The sequence below is a fragment of the Streptomyces albiflavescens genome (genome assembly GCF_014645835.1).
Taxonomy (GTDB): Bacteria; Actinomycetota; Actinomycetes; order Streptomycetales; family Streptomycetaceae; genus Streptomyces; species Streptomyces albiflavescens.
This window is the reverse complement of the sequence record NZ_BMMM01000003.1, coordinates 87,391-102,237: the sequence shown is the minus strand read 5'-3', so window position 1 is coordinate 102,237 and position 14,847 is coordinate 87,391. Positions and strand designations below refer to the sequence as shown.

Sequence of the window (14,847 nt, the reverse complement as noted above, 5' to 3'; positions counted from 1 at the left end):
TTCGAGTCCATCGTCGCCACTCGACGGGATGCGTGCCAACGCGGGCGGAGGGACACCCGCTCGGGCGGGTGCCCCTCTCCGATCGAGCATCGGGTCACGCGGCGAGCGTCACCGCCGCCACCGCGGGCGTCCGCAGGGCGCGCCGGGCCGTGATCAGGCTGGTCCCGAGCGTCACCGCCGCCGCCACCGCGACGATGGTGAGCCAGATGCCCAGGCCCTGGCCCGGCCATGTCCCGTCGGTACGCACCAGCGTGAACGGGAGGATGCCCGCGAGTCCCGCCAAGGTGCCGAAGAAGACCCCGGTCACCGTCAGGATCACGCCTTCGGCGCCGACCATGGCGAGCACCTGGCCCGGCGTCGCACCGGCCAGCCGCTGCTGCCCGAACTCCCGGCCGCGGTAAGTCGTGGCCGCGTACAGGGAGTTGATCAACATGATGCAGGAGAACACCACGATGATGCCGACGACCACGAGGTTGAGGGTCTCCAGGTTCTTGGCGTCGATGGACTTCGGCACGCCCGAGGCGTCGATCGCGTCGTTCTCCACCGCCTGCATGGAGAGCGTCGCCGTGGCCATGCAGGTGAACAGGATCAGCGGCATCAGGACACCGGACAGTTCGTCGGTGCGCCGGCGCATGTTCCGTACGGCCAGATAGCCGCTCGGGCCCGACAGCGGAAGCCGGTCGAGCAGGCCCTTCAGCAGCCTCGGGGACAGCAGCGCGAAGCCCACCGAGAGCAGGATCGCGCCGTACACGGGAGGCGCCATCAGCGCGGCATCCCGCGCGGAGAAGGCGAACGTGGAGCAGACGGCCGCGACACCGACGGCCAGGGCCGCGTACGCGAAGAACTTCCTTGCGCCTCCCCGGGGTTGACGGCGTCGCGTCGCCCGCCGCACCGCCATGAACGCCGCGCCCGCCGCCGCGAGCACCGTGATGTCGATGCCGGACAGGAGAGCGATGGGACCGAAGGAGTAGTCCACGGACCGCTGCACCTGACCGCTGTCCTGGAAGATGTGCAGCAGGGCCCGCCCGCCGAGCATCGCCGGACCGATCGCCAGCACCGCCCCCACCAGCGCGACCGCCACCGACTCGCCGACGACCATACGCTTGATCTGGGCCGGGGTCGCCCCCGAGCACCGCAACAGCTCTATTTCGGCGCTCCGTTGACGGACATTCACCGTCAGTGTCGAGGCGACCGCGAAGAACACCAGCAGGGTGCCGTAACCGCCGACGACACTCGCCGCGGTGGACAGCGACTCCGCGCTCACCGAGTCGACGCCCGGCTGCCCTGCCGTGTCGTGCATCGAGTTGAACGTCATGATGATCGCCGCGCCGAGGAACGCGGACAGCAGGGTCGCCGCGAAGCGCCCGGGGCGCTTGCGCATCGAGCGCAGGGCCAGAGCGAGCATGACTCACACCCCCATCAACGCGTCGTCGCCCAGGTGCGCCAGACGCTCGGCCACGGCGTCCACCGTCGGCGCGTGCAACTCGCCCGCCAGCCGTCCGTCCGCGAGGAACACGACGGAGTCGGCGTACGAGGCGGCGACCGGATCGTGCGTCACCATGACCACGGTCCTGCCGTGCACCCGTACCGCCTCCTGGAGCAGACGCAGCACATCCCGCGCACTGCGCGTGTCCAGCGCGCCGGTCGGCTCGTCCGCGAAGATCACCCGAGGCTCGGTGACCAGGGCGCGGGCGATCGCCACGCGTTGCCGCTGTCCTCCGGAGAGCTGGTCGGGCAGATGGCCGAGCCGGTCGCCGAGACCGACGGCCGTCAGGATCTCCCGCACCCGCCCACGGTCGACGCGCCGGCGGGCGAGCCGGAGCGGCAGGACCGTGTTCTGGGCGACGGTCAGCGTCGGCAGCAGGTTGTACTGCTGGAACACGAAGCCGATCCGACTGCGCCGGAACTTCGTCAGCTCGGCCTCGCCACCGCCCGTCATCTCGGCGCCGTCCACCATCACGATGCCGCTGTCGGGCCGGTCGAGCCCCGCCGCGCACTGCAGCAGTGTGGACTTGCCGGACCCGGAGGGCCCCATCACCGCGGTGAACGAGCCCCGCGCCAGGCTGAGCGTCACTCCGTCCAGGGCGGTCACGGCACTCTCCTCGGCCCCGAACGTCTTGCTCACCTTGACCAGCCGCAGAGCCTCCGGGGCGGGTCCCGATTCATGCGTACGTCGCGCTCGGCGAAACATCGTCATCACTCTCCGTCCGGCACGCCCTGTGCCATGACGACGAAGTTACGGAGACGGAGGCGGGACCACATGGGGCGCAGAACCCGTATTCCGGGGTGTACGCAGCACCACCCCGTACGGGTCACCAGAACGCGCCGACCTCTGCAGGCCCCCGATGGAATGGACGCGTGACCGCGCCCCCGGACGACTGCCTCGCGCGCAACGAGTGGATCTGCGGTGAGTATCTGAGCACCCGCCGCCAGATCCTCCTCGACGCGGTGGTCCAGCACCTCCAGCTGACAGCGGTCTCCGTACTCATCGGGCTCGTCCTCGCGGTGCCGCTCGCGGTACTCGCCCGCCGCTGGGGCTGGGCCGCGGGACCCGTCCTCGGCGTGACCACGATCCTGTACACCATCCCGTCGCTGGCGATGTTCTCGCTGCTTCTGCCCGTCTACGGACTCTCGGCCGCCCTGGTCGTCGCGGGCCTCGTCCTCTACTCGTTGACCCTCCTGGTACGGAACATCCTCGCGGGTCTGCGCGCCGTCCCCGAGGAGACCCGGCAGGCCGCGCGCGGCATGGGATACGGGCCCATCCGCCTCCTGCTCACCGTGGAACTGCCGCTCGCGGTGCCCGCCGCCATGGCCGGGCTGCGCATCGCCACGGTCTCCGCCGTGTCGCTGGTCACGGTCGGCGCGATCGTCGGCTTCGGGGGGCTCGGCAACCTCATCTACTCGGGCATGAACACCTACTTCAAGGCCCAGGTCCTCACCGCGTCCGTGCTGTGCGTCGTCATCGCCGTCGCCGCGGACCTCCTCCTGCTGGGCGTGCAACGGCTCATCACCCCCTGGACCAGGGCGGCCCGCGGATGAACACCCTGACCGAGGCCTGGGACTGGCTCACCGACTCCGCGCACTGGTCGGGCGACGACGGAGTCTGGCACCGCCTCGCCCAGCATCTCGTGCTGACCATGGTCTGCCTGGTCATCAGCTGTCTGATCGCGCTGCCCGTGGCTCTCGTCCTCGGCCACCTCGGCAAGGGCGGTGCGCTGGCGGTCAACATCTCCAACATCGGCCGGGCGGTCCCCACCTTCGCCGTGCTGGTGCTTCTGCTGCTCACCCCGATCGGGAAGTGGGGCGAGGGACCGACCGTCGTCGCGCTCGTCCTGTTCGCCGTGCCGCCCCTGCTCACCAATGCCTACGTCGGGATGCGGGAGGTCGACCGCGACGTGGTGCGGGCCGCGCGCGGGATGGGGATGACCGGGCGACAGATGCTGTTTCACGTGGAACTGCCCCTTTCGCTCCCCATGGTCATGAACGGGGTGCGGATCGCCGCAGTACAGCTCGTGGCGACCGCCACCATCGCCGCGCTCGCCGGCGGCGGAGGGCTCGGCCGGATCATCACCGCGGGCTTCAATCTGGCGAGTACGCCGCAGGTCGTCGCCGGTGCCGTCCTGGTCGCCGTGTTCGCGCTGATCGTGGAGGGGGTCTTCGAGGTCGCCGAGCGGCTGGCGCCGCACTGGGCCAGGGGCTCGCGGTGAGGCCACGGATCGTACTGGTGTCCTTGGCCTTCGTGAGCGGCTGCACCGCCGGACCCTCCCTGGAGACCCGGGGCGCGGTCACTGCGTCGCCCGGCGACAGCGAACACCTGACCATCGGTTCGGCCGGCTTCACCGAGAGCGACCTGCTCGCCCAGATGTACGCGCTGCTGCTGGAGCAGGCCGGCTACAAGACGTCCATGCTCACCGTCGCCAACCGCGAACTGTATGAACCGGCCCTGGAATCGGGCCAGATCGACGTCGTCCCCGAATACGCGGCCACCTTCGCGGACTGGCTGAACGCCAAGACCAACGGCGCCGACGCACCCCCCGCCGGCTCACCCGACCTCGACGCGACGATGGCCGCGCTGCGCAAGCTGGCCACGCCTCGCGGACTCACCGTCCTCGCACCCGGCAGGGCCGTCGACCAGAACGCCTTCGCCGTGACCGAGACGTACGCGCGCCGGCATCACCTCAAGACGCTCGGCGACCTCGGAAGGTCCGGCCTGAAGGTGCGGCTCGCGGCGGGCGACGAGTGCGTGCAACGGCCGTACTGCGAACCCGGGTTGAAGAAGACGTACGGCATCGACATCACCGCCGTCGACCCGAAGGGTGTCGGCACCACCCAGGCGAAGCGGGCCGTGCAGAACGGCCAGGACCAGATGGTGCTGACCACCACGACGGATGCCACCTTGGACGACTTCGGGCTCGTCCTGCTCGCCGACGACAAGCATCTGCAGAACGCCGACTACATCGTGCCGGTCGTCAACCGCTCCCGCGCCGGCAGCGAGGGCGTCACCAAGGCGCTCGGCAAGCTCAACGACGTACTCACGACGGACGACTTGGCGTCCATGAACCAGCAGGTGGACAGCTGGCGACGGCTGCCTCAGGACGTGGCCCGGACCTATCTGGAGGACAAGGGGCTGCTGAAGTGAGGTTCCGCGGTGTCGGCGACCCGCTGCATGCGGCCGGATGAGCTGCCGTTGTCCTGCCACTGCCACTGCCACTGCCACCGGGTGCCGGTCGTGACGCACCGCCGCGGCGCTTGGGGTGCGGGTGAAAGCGGGCATCTGGTCCGAAGACGAAGACCGGGACGCTCGTAGACCTGTTGATTACCGGCTCATCGCATTTGAGGGTGTAGCCGGTGACTGAAGCCGCCAGTCTCGAGCAGGGATCTCGTGGGTTCTCTACAGCCGCGCCTGCTCCTGTCCGCAGGCATGGGAACCGACGGGGCTGTGTGGGGCGAGGTGGCCCCGGAAGCAGCTCGCCAGGTGTGGGCGGTCATGACGTAGGGTCGATGTATCGGAGTAGAAACGTGCTCTGGGGCCGAGCAGATAGCCGGACAGGGATACGCGCACACGCGGTATCGGACGATCCGCCACTTCTTCCGCGGAAGGAGTGCGTCATGAGGGCAGCACAGTTCAGCCGGTTTGGCGGCCCGGAGGTTCTTGAGATCGTTGACCTCCCCGATCCCCATCCCGGCGCCGGAGAGATACGGATCAAGGTCCGTGCCGCGGGGATCAACGCCAGCGACTGGAAAAAGCGTCAGGGCCTGATGGACCAGGAACTGCCACAGACCCTGGGCTACGAGGCTGCGGGCATCGTTGACGAGATGGGCGACGATGTCTCGGGTGTCACGGTTGGCGACCGGGTCTTCGGAGCCTCACCATACGGAGCCGCCCAAGCGGAGTTGGCCGTGCTGTCCTATTGGGCCCCGATCCCGAACTCGCTCGACTATGCGAGGTCTGCAGCGATCCCTGCGGCAGCCGAGACCGCAGCGCGCTCGCTCGACCAGCTTGGCGTCACGGCGGGCAGCACCGTGCTCATCAGCGGGGCATCGGGCAGCGTCGGGAGTGCCGCTGTCCAACTCGCCGTGGAGCGCGGCGCGCGCGTCATCGGCACGGGTAGTCCAGGCACGCACGATGCCCTCCGCTCGCTCGGGGCTGAGCCGGTGGCATACGGCGACGGGATGCCGGAACGAGTCTGGGCCATCATGCCGTCGGGTGTCGATTTCGCACTGGACGTCGCTGGCAGCGGCGTCCTTCCCGAACTCGTGGAGCTCGCGGGCGCGCCCGAGCGCGTGATCACGGTCGCCGACTTCCGGGGCGCGCAGCAAACGGGCATCCGCTTCAGCCGCGGCGACACCGGCCGCGCCACCTACGCGCTGGCCCAGGTAGCTCAAATGACTGAAACGGGACGATTCTCCATCCAGGTCGGCCGGACCTTCCCCTTGACCGAGGTGGCCGACGCGCACCGCGTCGGCGAAGCCGGGACTCTGCGCGGCAAACTCGTGCTACTCGTGGACTGACCGGCGGGCCATCGAGTCCTGACTTCGTGGACGCGCGGGCGATGCAGTCGCCAAGGTGACACCAGCTTTCGCCGTGGACGCACGGCGCTCTGCGGCGCGTCCCGATGGGTGCGGCGTCAAGGCGGAGGCAGGGCCGCACGGCGAGGGGTGTTGTGGTCGCTTCAGATATGGAGGTGGCTGCGTTCGCCGTTGTGGTCGAGGATGCACAGGATCTCGGCGGGGCCGCGGTCGCTGCGGAGGGTGTGCGGGGTCATGGTGGAGAACGAGGCGGCCTGGCCGGCCTCGATACGGATGACGCGTTCGCCGAGGTAGAGGATGACGGTGCCGGACAGCACGGTGAACCAGTCCCGGCCGGGATGGACGCCGAAGTCGTCGGGAGTGACGCTGCCCGCCGGGTCGGTGATGCGCATTTTGGCGACGGTCAGGCCCCGGGGGCCGTTGTCTTTGGTAAGGAGCCAGGTGGTCAGGCCGCGGGTGTCGTCGCGGTCGGGGCGAATGACGACGTCGGAATCGTCGGGGGACTCGACGAGCTCGTCGAGGGACTTGCCCAGCGCCCCGGAGATGGCGGTGAGCTGGTCGAGGCTGATGCGGCGGTGTCCGGTCTCGATGCGGCTGAGCTGGGAAGGGCTGATGCCCGCGCGTGGCGAAGGACCTTTCAACGTCATGTCCGATCAGCATGCGGCTACCGCGATGACCGCTGCAGCAGTCGTCGCCACGATGCTGGTCGCCCGGGCCGTCGTCCTCCGGCAAGGCGACCGAAGGCTTGCCGCCCGCGACGCCGACGCGGTGCACGGCCGCACCGCACCTCGCGCCAGCAAGCCCGCATCACCTTCGGCCGCATCTTCGGACGCCGCCTCCCGCGCCGTGCGAGAGGCTGAACAGCACGTCCACCACTGCTGGCGCCGGCTCCGCACACGGGCTAACCCGCCGGAGTGAGCTGAGCGCAAGGGCGAGATCGGGACGCACAGCCTGCGATGGCCCGCCGCTCACCCGCGGCTGCGCCGTCTTGAGGTCGTGGCTCGTCGGAGTCGATGCGCGGGACCGCGCGCACTGGCCCCGCATGCCGAGTCAGGTGCCCGAAGCCGCCGTCGTCGCCCAAAAGCTGGCGGTGGAGCGAGCTGAGTACCTTCGGCTTGTGGATGCTGACCACAGTGCTGCTCTTTCATGGCGTCTCGCTCACTCGGTCGGTTCCTGGCCGGTGAGCAGGTCGAGCAGACTGGCGGGGGCGTTGTCGCCGAAGATGAGCTGGTGATTCTTGTCGGATTCGGCGGCGAACTGGGCACTGCGGGGAAAAAGGGCCTGCTCGTACTCCGCAAGGGCGGCTTCGATGTCGTCGGGATGTGCGGCGATGGCTTTGCCGAGTTCGGCGCCGTCGAACATGGCGAGGTTGGCGCCCTCCCCGGCGAACGGTGACATGAGGTGGGCGGCGTCGCCCAGCAGCGTCACTCCGGGAACGCGGTCCCAGCGGTGGCCGATCGGCAGGGCGCTGATCGGGCGCGGGGCGAGGGCGGTTTCCCCGTCAGTGATGAGTGCGGTGAGTTCAGGCGCCCATCCGGTGAATTCTGCCGCGACCTGGGCCGCCGCCGTTTCGGGACTGGCGAGGATGGCGGTGATCCATTCCTGCGGTTTATTGAGCGCGACGTAAGTGTGCAGAACGGCGTCGGCCTCTCGATGGCCGAGGATCCCCTTGCCGGCCGCGACGGCGAACAGGGAACCGTCGCCGGTGGCCTTGGCCGCTGCGGGGTGGCGTTGGTCGGCGTCGTACAGGTAGGTCTCGATGAACGACGTGCCGACGTACTCGGGCTTCGCGTCGGAGAGCAGCGGCCGGACCCTCGACCAGGCGCCGTCCGCGCCGACGAGGAGGCCGGTCGTCACGGTCGGCCCGTCGGCGAACGTCAGCTCGTGCCTTCCGTCTCCGAGGGGGCGGACACTGGTGACTTTGTGTCCCCACTGGATCATCTCGCCGGGCAGCGAGTTGATCAGGATCCGACGCAGGTCTCCGCGGAGCACCTCGGGGCGCCCGCCCGTGCCGTCGTCGGGCTGGTCAAGCAGGACCGCGCCGTGCTGGTCGAGCACGCGCACGGCCTCGCCGCCTTCGTGGATGATCGCGCGGAACTCGTCGGTGAGGCCGGCCGCTTCGAGGGCGAGCTGCCCGTTGTACTCGTGGATGTCGAGCTGACCGCCCTGCGTGCGGGCGTCCGCCGATGTCTCGGCTTCGTAGATGGTCGCGGGGACGCCGTGCAGGTGCAAGACCCGGGCGAGGGTCAGGCCGCCGAGCCCGGCGCCGATGATCGTGACGGGAGTGGTCATGGTGGTTTCCCTTTCGGCTGGACACGCTCTACTCGGGTACAGTGTTCGCAGTAATGGCGCCACGATAGCACTACTGCGAACAGTGAGCGCAGTAGTGAGGAGGGAAACCCGATGGACGACGCTCACACGGTGGTCTGGAACCGGCCGGAGCGGGCCGCGAAAGGCCCCGCACCCTCACGCACCCGGGCGGAGATCACCGCCGCCGCCATCGCGATCGCCGACGCCGAGGGCATCGAGGCACTGTCCATGCGGCGCGTCGCCAAGGAACTGGGAACGGGCACAGCCTCGCTCTACCGCTACCTGGCATCCAAAGACGACCTGCTCGATCTCATGCTCGACGCCGTAGCGGCCGAAGACGGCGGCCCGCCTGCCCCCACCGGCGACTGGCGCGGCGACTTGCGGACACTGGCCTATCGCTCCCGGGCCACCATCCACCGGCATCCCTGGATGACCTCCCTCGCGGCAGGGCGCCCATCACTTGGGCCGAACTCGCTCGATGCCACCGAACACGCACTCGCCGCCCTCGATCCCCTCGGCTTCGACATCGACGTCATGATCACCGTCGTCGATACGCTGCATGCCTTCGTCCGCGGTTACGCCATCGGCGAGCTCGCCCAGCAGGAAGCCGTCCGACGCTCCGGAGTCGGCATCCAGGAGTGGATGGACGCCCACGCGCCCTACCTCGACAAAGTCGTCAGCGCCGGGCGCCATCCACTCCTCGCCCGGGTCATTCGTGATGCCGAACTTCCCCACGCGGCCGACAGCGCCGAGCGCGGTTTCCAACTGGGACTCGAACGACTCCTCGACGGATGGGAGGCCAACCTCCCCATCCGGCCCTGACGATTCGGCAGCGCCAACTGGAGGTTCCTCGGCGAACTCCGCACTCCGACGTCGGCCTCCGCGCGCGCCGAACCCCCGACGCAGCACGACTCTCAGAAGCGCCCTCTGCCCGGGCAAGATCAAGAACGTGACGCCAGACTGGCAGGTGATGGTGCGCAGGATGGTCGACTTGCCGCCGCCGGTGCCTGCGGAGATCAGGACGTGCGGGGAGTCGGCATCCAGGTCGACGGAGACCGCCTTGCCGCCGGATCCGGCGCCGATGACGGGTGCGGACTCCTTGACGAACTTCGTCTGCGCCATGCCGTGCCCCGGCGGTGCACTGTGTGCGGATCAGCGGGCGACCGAGATCGCGAAGGGCGCGAATCCGCTGGACCGAATCACGTGCGGTACGAACAGTATCGCGGCCTCCGTGGCGCGGGCGGTTTGGATCCCGCCGAGATCAGTGATCCACTCCTTGCGCCAGCCGAGGTTGATGAGCAGTTCACGGACGGTCTGCTTGGCCTGCAGGTCGTCGCCGGAGAGGAAGGCGTCGGGCGCCTGGGTGAGCGTGGCCGGCGCGGTCATCACCGGGAAGAGCATGGTGTTGAGTGTCTTGACGACGCGCGTTTCGGGGAGCGCTTCCTGAAGTTGCTCGGCGAGGCTTGAGCCGGGGTAGATCAGGTGGGCAGGCAGTCCGTCCGGTCCGTCGACGGTGGCGTTGGAGACGTCGACGAGGATCTTGTCGCGCAGTTCCTCGCGCAGGGCGACGAGCCGGTCCAGCGAGCCGGCTCCCGGGGTGGCGTTGATGACGATCTGGGCTGTCCGGGCAGTGTCGGCGGCGGCGCCCGGCGCGCGGTCCGCCACGGTCACCTCATGCCCTGCCCGGGTGAGGGCTGTGGCCAGATTGCCGCCGACGCGGCCGTTTCCGAGAACTGCGATCGTGGTCATGATGATCTGGTCCTTCCGTGCGTGCAGGTTGTGGTGCGCGGTCAGCGTGAGAGCGTGGCGACGGCCTCGGCGTGGACGCCGGGCGCGGCGGCCAGGAGGCTCTCGCTCTGCGGGGTCCAGGGGCGGCCCTCGGCGTCGGAGATCTGTCCGCCGGCCTCGGTGACGAGCAGCGCCCCGGGCAGCAGATCCGCGCGGGCGCCGGCGAACTGCCAGAAGGCGTCGATCCGGCCGGCGGCCACGTTCAGCAGGTGCAGGGTTGCGGGCACGGCGGTGCGGACGACGAGCGCGTCGAAGAGCATCGCGGTGATCGAGGAGCCGACGCGCCGCACGACCTTCTCGTCCTCGTCCGGCCGGGCCTGGCTGGTGGCCACGATGCTCAGGCCGAGGTCCGCGGTCTGGGAGACGTGCAGCGGTCGGCCGTCGAGGTAGGCGCCCGTGCCGGTGAGCGCGGTGTAGGTCTCGCCGGTCAACGGCAGGTGGACCGCAGTGAGCACCGGCTGGTTCTCACGCACGAGGGTGGCGGTCACCGCCCACTCCGGCAGAGCGTGCAGGTGGTTGACGTTGCCTTCGGCCGGATCCACGACCCACCATTCGCCGGGCGGCAGCGCCCCGCCGTCCAGCTCGTCCTCCACCCAGCCGGCGTCCGGGCGCAGGCGCGTGAGGCGGGGGCGCAGGATGTCGAGGGCCGTGTCGTCGTTGGCGGCGAGCGCGCTCATCAGCTCTTCACGGTTCCGGTAGCGGACCACCTCGCCGAAGCGCTCGCGCAGCGCCGAACCGGCCGCGCGCACGGCGATCGCGGTCTGGCCGAGCAGGTCGGCGTCGGAGGCGGCGACGTCAGTGGTCTGAAGCGTTTCGGACATGGTGGTACTCCCGTGTGAGGAGGGGTGATGAGGCGGGTCGGGCCAAGCTGTGCGTTCCGTCTTGCGCTCTCGTCTCGAAGGTATACAGCCCTTTAATTAACTTCAAATGCATGTCAAGCACGGCTAGGATTACTCCCATGCAATTGGATTTGAACCTGCTCGCCGCGCTCGACGCGCTGCTGGAGGAGGGAAGTGTGGCCGGGGCGGCCGCGCGCCTGCACGTCACCGCCCCCGCGATGAGCCGGAGTCTGGGCCGAATCCGGCGCACGACCGGGGATCAGATCCTGGTGCGCACCGGCCGCACGATGACCCCGACGCCGTATGCGATCGCCGTCCGGGAACAGGTGCACGAGCTGCTGCACCAGGTCCAGGGGGTGCTGGCACCGAGCCGTGAACTCGATCTGGCAACGTTGGAGCGCACCTTCACACTCCGCTGGCATGATTCCCTGGTCGCCTTGAGCGGCCCCACACTGCTCTCGGCCGTGCGCGGACAGGCGCCGGGCGTGCGATTGCGCTTCGTCGCGGAATCGAGCATCGACACCCCCGAGTTGCGGCGCGGCGAGGTCGACCTGGAGGCGAACGCCAACCGCCCGAGCGCACCGGACATCCGTGCCGAGAACGTGGGCGAGACCCGCCTCGTCATCGTCGTGAGGCAGGGGCACCCCCTCACCCGCGTCAGGACCGTCACCGCAAAGCGGTACGCCGCCGCTGAGCACGTCACCGTCTCGCGACGTGGAAACCTCAGCAATGCCGTCGACGACGCCCTCGCGCGGCTCGGCCTCACCCGCCGCGTGGTGGCGACCGCGCCCACGGAAGCAGCCGCGCTGGAGTTCGCGCGCGGCTCCGATCTCCTGATCTGCGTCCCCGAAGCCACCATGCGGTCAGCGGTCGCCGACCTCGGCCTGGTCGTGCTCCCCCTCCCGCTCGAACTGCCTTCGGCACCGATATACCTGTCGTGGCATCAGCGCTACGACACCGACCACGCCCACGCCTGGCTGCGCGGGCTGGCGCGAACCGCGCTGGCCATGGGCGGAGCGTCGTCGTAGTCGGCGCCGTCCGGCCGCTTCGCCCATACGTCCACGCGACCACCTTGATGCCGCACGGCCGGCCGCTGTGCGGACCCGCATCAGATCACCAGCCCCCGTTATCGAGGTCGCCGACACGGATTTCAGGCTCGGCTGCACTCCTGTCCGAGCGCGACGAGACGTGCGCCGCGGAACGAGCTATGCACCCTCGTTGTCACCGCGCAGGGAATGGATCATGCTCTGCAGGATCCGGAACGCGTCTGACTGCTCGGTCTCGGTCAGGCCGGCCAGCATTCTGGCCTCGACGGACCGGACGGCTGCGCTCGCCTTCTCGAGGCTTCGTCGGCCGCGAGGCGTGAGCCGCGTGGGAAGCACCTTCCCGACGGGTGCCTCCGCTGGCCTGGTCACGTAGCCGTCTCGTTCCAGGGCCTGGAGCAGCACGTTCATCGTCTGCCGTGTCACGAATGCGCCCCGCGCGAGCTCGGAGTTCGACAAGCCCGGTCGTTGCGCCAGCAGCTCGAGGCAGGAGTAGTGCGTCACGCTCATCCCGAGCGGCCGCAGCACTTCCTCCATGGCCGCGCGGAGGGCGCTCGACGCTTCTTTGAGCAGGTAGCCCAGTGACGTCTCCAGGTCGACGCCGACACCTTCTTGACTCATGTCAGCATTCTGACATAGGTTGATGCGTGTCAGAAAACTGACACGAAAAGAAGGAGCGTCATCATGCCCGCCACCGGCCCCGACTTCATCTCGCTCCAAGTGCGCGACCTCGACGCTTCGCAGGCGTTCTACGAGCAGTACCTGGGCCTCGTCCGCTCGCCGGCCGGACCTCCGCACGCCGTCGTCTTCGAGACGAAGCCGATCGCGTTCGCACTCCGCGACGTCATTCCCGGCACCGACCTCGTATCCGTCGCTCAGCCCGGCATCGGTGCCGCGATCTGGCTCCACGCCACCGACGTCCAGGCCATCCACGACGCGCTCGTCGCCGACGGTCACACCATCGTCTCCGCACCGATCGACGGCCCCTTCGGTCGGACCTTCACCTTCGCCGACCCCGACGGCTACCAGGTCACGCTCCACGACCGCGCCTGATCGACCAAACGCCACCGGACGATCATCAGCGGTTGCGCCCTGGGCTCGTGCGTGACGCCACCTTCTGCCCTGCTGACCTGACGACGTTCTGCCGGCTGGATGACCTCGGCTTGGAAGTGGTCGGCCAACAGGTGCATCCCGACCACGCCGTGTTGCTCTGTCGAGTGGTCGACCCTGATGACTGGTGCCATGCCTGCGGCTGTCCGGAGGTGCCGCGCGACAGCGTGCTGCGCCGACTGGCGCACGTCCCGCTCGGCTGGCGGGCAACGATCCTGCACGTCCGCATCCGCCGCTACCGCCGTTCGGGCTGCGGGCAGGTCTGGCGCCAAGACACGACCGCGGCCGCCGCGCCGAGGGCGAAACTCTCGACGCAGGCGGTGATGTGGGCGTTGAAGAGTGTCGTCATCGACCGGATGTCGATCGCCCGGATCGCCGCCGGGCTCGGGGTGTCCTGGCACACCGTCAATGACGCCGTCCTGGCGACCGGCCACCAGTTGCTGATCGCCGACCCGACCCGCTTCGACGGTGTCCAAGTCTTAGACGTCATCTCAATTGGTGATTGGTAGTGGAGATAGTCGCTGGCAGGCGGGGTGCGGTAACGGTTGGATGCTTTGGTGAGTAACTACTGGACGCCTGCCCATGATGCGGTTGAGCACGACAATGCGACGGCCCTGGCCCGGTTGCTGGCCGACGGTGCTGATCCCGACGAGGTCTTCAGCAACATGACGCTGCTGACGCACGCCATCGATGCCGAGGGCGACGCCTCCCTGCAGAGCGGTGAGCCGCTGACGGTTCACATCACTGCTGTACTACTGTCCTTCGGCGCTGACCCGGAGCTCGCGGATCCAGACGGTCGCACACCGCTGGACATGGCCACCCACTACGGACACGACCTGGCGGTGAATCTGCTGCGGGCCCACATCAGCAGGCGAGCCGCCGGTAACAGATGAGGGTGCAGGCGATGCTCGTGAAGGCGAGGAAGTGCTCGGCTTTGCGCTCGTAGCGGCGGTGGAGACGACGGCATCCGGCGAGCCAGGACATGGTCCGTTCGATGGTCCAGCGGTGCCGGCCGAGTCGCTGCGAGGTCTCAACTCCTTTGCGGGCGATGCGGTGCGGGATTCCCCGCTTGGATAACCATCGCCGCAGGTGAGCGTAGTCGTAGCCCTTGTCGGCATGGAGCTTGCCGGGCTTGCGCCGACGGGGCCCTCGGCGCGAGCGGACCGGGGGTATGCCCTTCACGAGCGCATCAGAGCCTTGCTGTCGTGGACGTTGGCACCGCAGATCCCGACAGATAGGGGCAGACCGGTCCGCTCAGTGACCAGGTGGATCTTTGACCCGTACTTGCCCCGGTCGACAGGATTCGGACCTGTCAGCTCCCCCTTTTCAGGGCTCGCATGTTCACCGAGTCGATCGCGCAACGGGACCAGTCCAGGTCGCCGCGGGAGCCGAGTTCATCGAGGACCAGGCGGTGCAACTTGGCCCACACCCGCGCCTTCGTCCACTCGGCGAACCGGCGATGAGCCGTTGCCCCGGACGGCCCGAAGGAAGCTGCGGGTACTTGCTGCCACGTGCAGCCTGACGTCGCCACGAACACGATCGCGGCCAGCACTTCACGGTCACCGTGCCTTCGCCGACCACCGCCCTGAGGCCGCGATGGCGCCTCCGGCACCACCCGCTGAAACAGCTCCCACAACTCATCCGGCACCAGCCGCTCAACGATCCCCACCACAGCCAACAGCCTATTCGACCAAATGAGATGACTTCTTAGGCGTGGATGAGCATGC

The 14,847-nt window shown here is 68.9% G+C and carries 15 protein-coding genes and 2 pseudogenes; 9 read left to right on the top strand and 8 right to left on the bottom strand.

What is annotated here, in order from left to right; translation table 11 throughout:
* Nucleotides 1–94: 94 nt before the first annotated feature.
* The gene (locus IEY95_RS09855; RefSeq protein ID WP_189185550.1) at nucleotides 95–1,405 is read right to left on the bottom strand and encodes an ABC transporter permease; all 1,311 of its coding nucleotides are present in this window, start codon (nucleotides 1,403–1,405) and stop codon (nucleotides 95–97) included.
* Nucleotides 1,406–1,408: 3 nt separating this feature from the next.
* Nucleotides 1,409–2,191 carry an ABC transporter ATP-binding protein gene (locus IEY95_RS09850; protein ID WP_189185996.1) on the bottom strand — a complete coding sequence of 261 codons (783 nt, stop codon included), beginning with the start codon at nucleotides 2,189–2,191 and terminating at the stop codon, nucleotides 1,409–1,411.
* 167 nt (nucleotides 2,192–2,358) lie between these two features.
* Between IEY95_RS09850 and IEY95_RS09845 the strand changes: the two genes are divergently transcribed.
* The 4 genes from IEY95_RS09845 (at nucleotide 2,359) to IEY95_RS09830 (ending at nucleotide 6,012) form a co-directional block, all read left to right on the top strand.
* Nucleotides 2,359–3,039 carry an ABC transporter permease gene (locus IEY95_RS09845; protein ID WP_189185549.1) on the top strand — a complete coding sequence of 227 codons (681 nt, stop codon included), beginning with the start codon at nucleotides 2,359–2,361 and terminating at the stop codon, nucleotides 3,037–3,039.
* On the top strand, nucleotides 3,036–3,707 hold the full coding sequence (locus IEY95_RS09840) for an ABC transporter permease (protein ID WP_189185548.1): 672 nt from the start codon (nucleotides 3,036–3,038) through the stop codon (nucleotides 3,705–3,707). Before IEY95_RS09845 ends, IEY95_RS09840 begins: the two co-directional genes overlap by 4 nt.
* Complete coding sequence (locus tag IEY95_RS09835) at nucleotides 3,704–4,639, top strand: ABC transporter substrate-binding protein (RefSeq protein WP_229702775.1); 936 nt, start codon at nucleotides 3,704–3,706, stop codon at nucleotides 4,637–4,639. Before IEY95_RS09840 ends, IEY95_RS09835 begins: the two co-directional genes overlap by 4 nt.
* 470 nt (nucleotides 4,640–5,109) lie before the next feature.
* Nucleotides 5,110–6,012, top strand: a complete 903-nt coding sequence (locus IEY95_RS09830) for an NADP-dependent oxidoreductase (RefSeq protein ID WP_189185547.1) — start codon at nucleotides 5,110–5,112, stop codon at nucleotides 6,010–6,012.
* A gap of 161 nt (nucleotides 6,013–6,173) precedes the next feature.
* Here the strand turns inward: IEY95_RS09830 and IEY95_RS09825 are convergent, their stop codons facing one another.
* Nucleotides 6,174–6,677: a helix-turn-helix domain-containing protein gene (locus tag IEY95_RS09825; protein WP_189185546.1), complete on the bottom strand. Its 504-nt coding sequence runs from the start codon at nucleotides 6,675–6,677 to the stop codon at nucleotides 6,174–6,176.
* A 511-nt stretch (nucleotides 6,678–7,188) separates the two neighbouring features.
* Nucleotides 7,189–8,322, bottom strand: a complete 1,134-nt coding sequence (locus IEY95_RS09820; protein WP_189185545.1) for an FAD-dependent oxidoreductase — start codon at nucleotides 8,320–8,322, stop codon at nucleotides 7,189–7,191.
* Between the two features lie 111 nt (nucleotides 8,323–8,433).
* Between IEY95_RS09820 and IEY95_RS09815 the strand changes: the two genes are divergently transcribed.
* Complete coding sequence (locus IEY95_RS09815) at nucleotides 8,434–9,162, top strand: TetR/AcrR family transcriptional regulator C-terminal domain-containing protein (RefSeq protein WP_189185544.1); 729 nt, start codon at nucleotides 8,434–8,436, stop codon at nucleotides 9,160–9,162.
* Nucleotides 9,163–9,492: 330 nt separating this feature from the next.
* On the opposite strand, the gene IEY95_RS09810 is transcribed toward IEY95_RS09815, so the two are convergent.
* On the bottom strand, nucleotides 9,493–10,089 hold the full coding sequence (locus IEY95_RS09810) for an NADPH-dependent F420 reductase (protein WP_189185543.1): 597 nt from the start codon (nucleotides 10,087–10,089) through the stop codon (nucleotides 9,493–9,495).
* A gap of 41 nt (nucleotides 10,090–10,130) precedes the next feature.
* A complete protein-coding gene (locus tag IEY95_RS09805; protein WP_189185542.1) occupies nucleotides 10,131–10,949 on the bottom strand; it encodes a 3'(2'),5'-bisphosphate nucleotidase CysQ in 819 nt (272 codons plus the stop codon).
* Between the two features lie 137 nt (nucleotides 10,950–11,086).
* On the opposite strand from IEY95_RS09805, the gene IEY95_RS09800 reads away from it, so the two are divergent.
* Nucleotides 11,087–11,995, top strand: a complete 909-nt coding sequence (locus IEY95_RS09800) for a LysR family transcriptional regulator (protein ID WP_189185541.1) — start codon at nucleotides 11,087–11,089, stop codon at nucleotides 11,993–11,995.
* Nucleotides 11,996–12,172: 177 nt separating this feature from the next.
* Here the strand turns inward: IEY95_RS09800 and IEY95_RS09795 are convergent, their stop codons facing one another.
* The gene (locus tag IEY95_RS09795; protein ID WP_189185540.1) at nucleotides 12,173–12,631 is read right to left on the bottom strand and encodes a MarR family winged helix-turn-helix transcriptional regulator; all 459 of its coding nucleotides are present in this window, start codon (nucleotides 12,629–12,631) and stop codon (nucleotides 12,173–12,175) included.
* A 63-nt stretch (nucleotides 12,632–12,694) separates the two neighbouring features.
* Here IEY95_RS09795 and IEY95_RS09790 point away from each other — a divergent pair, with 63 nt between their 5' ends.
* The 3 genes and pseudogenes from IEY95_RS09790 to IEY95_RS09780 all read left to right on the top strand — a co-directional run bounded on the left by IEY95_RS09790 (nucleotide 12,695) and on the right by IEY95_RS09780 (nucleotide 14,013).
* Nucleotides 12,695–13,063, top strand: coding sequence for a VOC family protein (locus IEY95_RS09790; protein ID WP_189185539.1), 369 nt, complete (start codon nucleotides 12,695–12,697; stop codon nucleotides 13,061–13,063).
* Nucleotides 13,064–13,110: 47 nt separating this feature from the next.
* Nucleotides 13,111–13,608: pseudogene (locus IEY95_RS09785) on the top strand (ISL3 family transposase); the annotation flags it as partial.
* A gap of 69 nt (nucleotides 13,609–13,677) precedes the next feature.
* Nucleotides 13,678–14,013, top strand: a complete 336-nt coding sequence (locus tag IEY95_RS09780) for an ankyrin repeat domain-containing protein (RefSeq protein WP_189185994.1) — start codon at nucleotides 13,678–13,680, stop codon at nucleotides 14,011–14,013.
* On the opposite strand, the pseudogene IEY95_RS09775 reads toward IEY95_RS09780, so the two are convergent.
* Nucleotides 13,985–14,783 (bottom strand): annotated as a pseudogene (locus tag IEY95_RS09775) (IS5 family transposase). The gene IEY95_RS09780 and the pseudogene IEY95_RS09775 sit on opposite strands and share 29 nt — an antisense overlap.
* Nucleotides 14,784–14,847 lie beyond the last annotated feature (64 nt).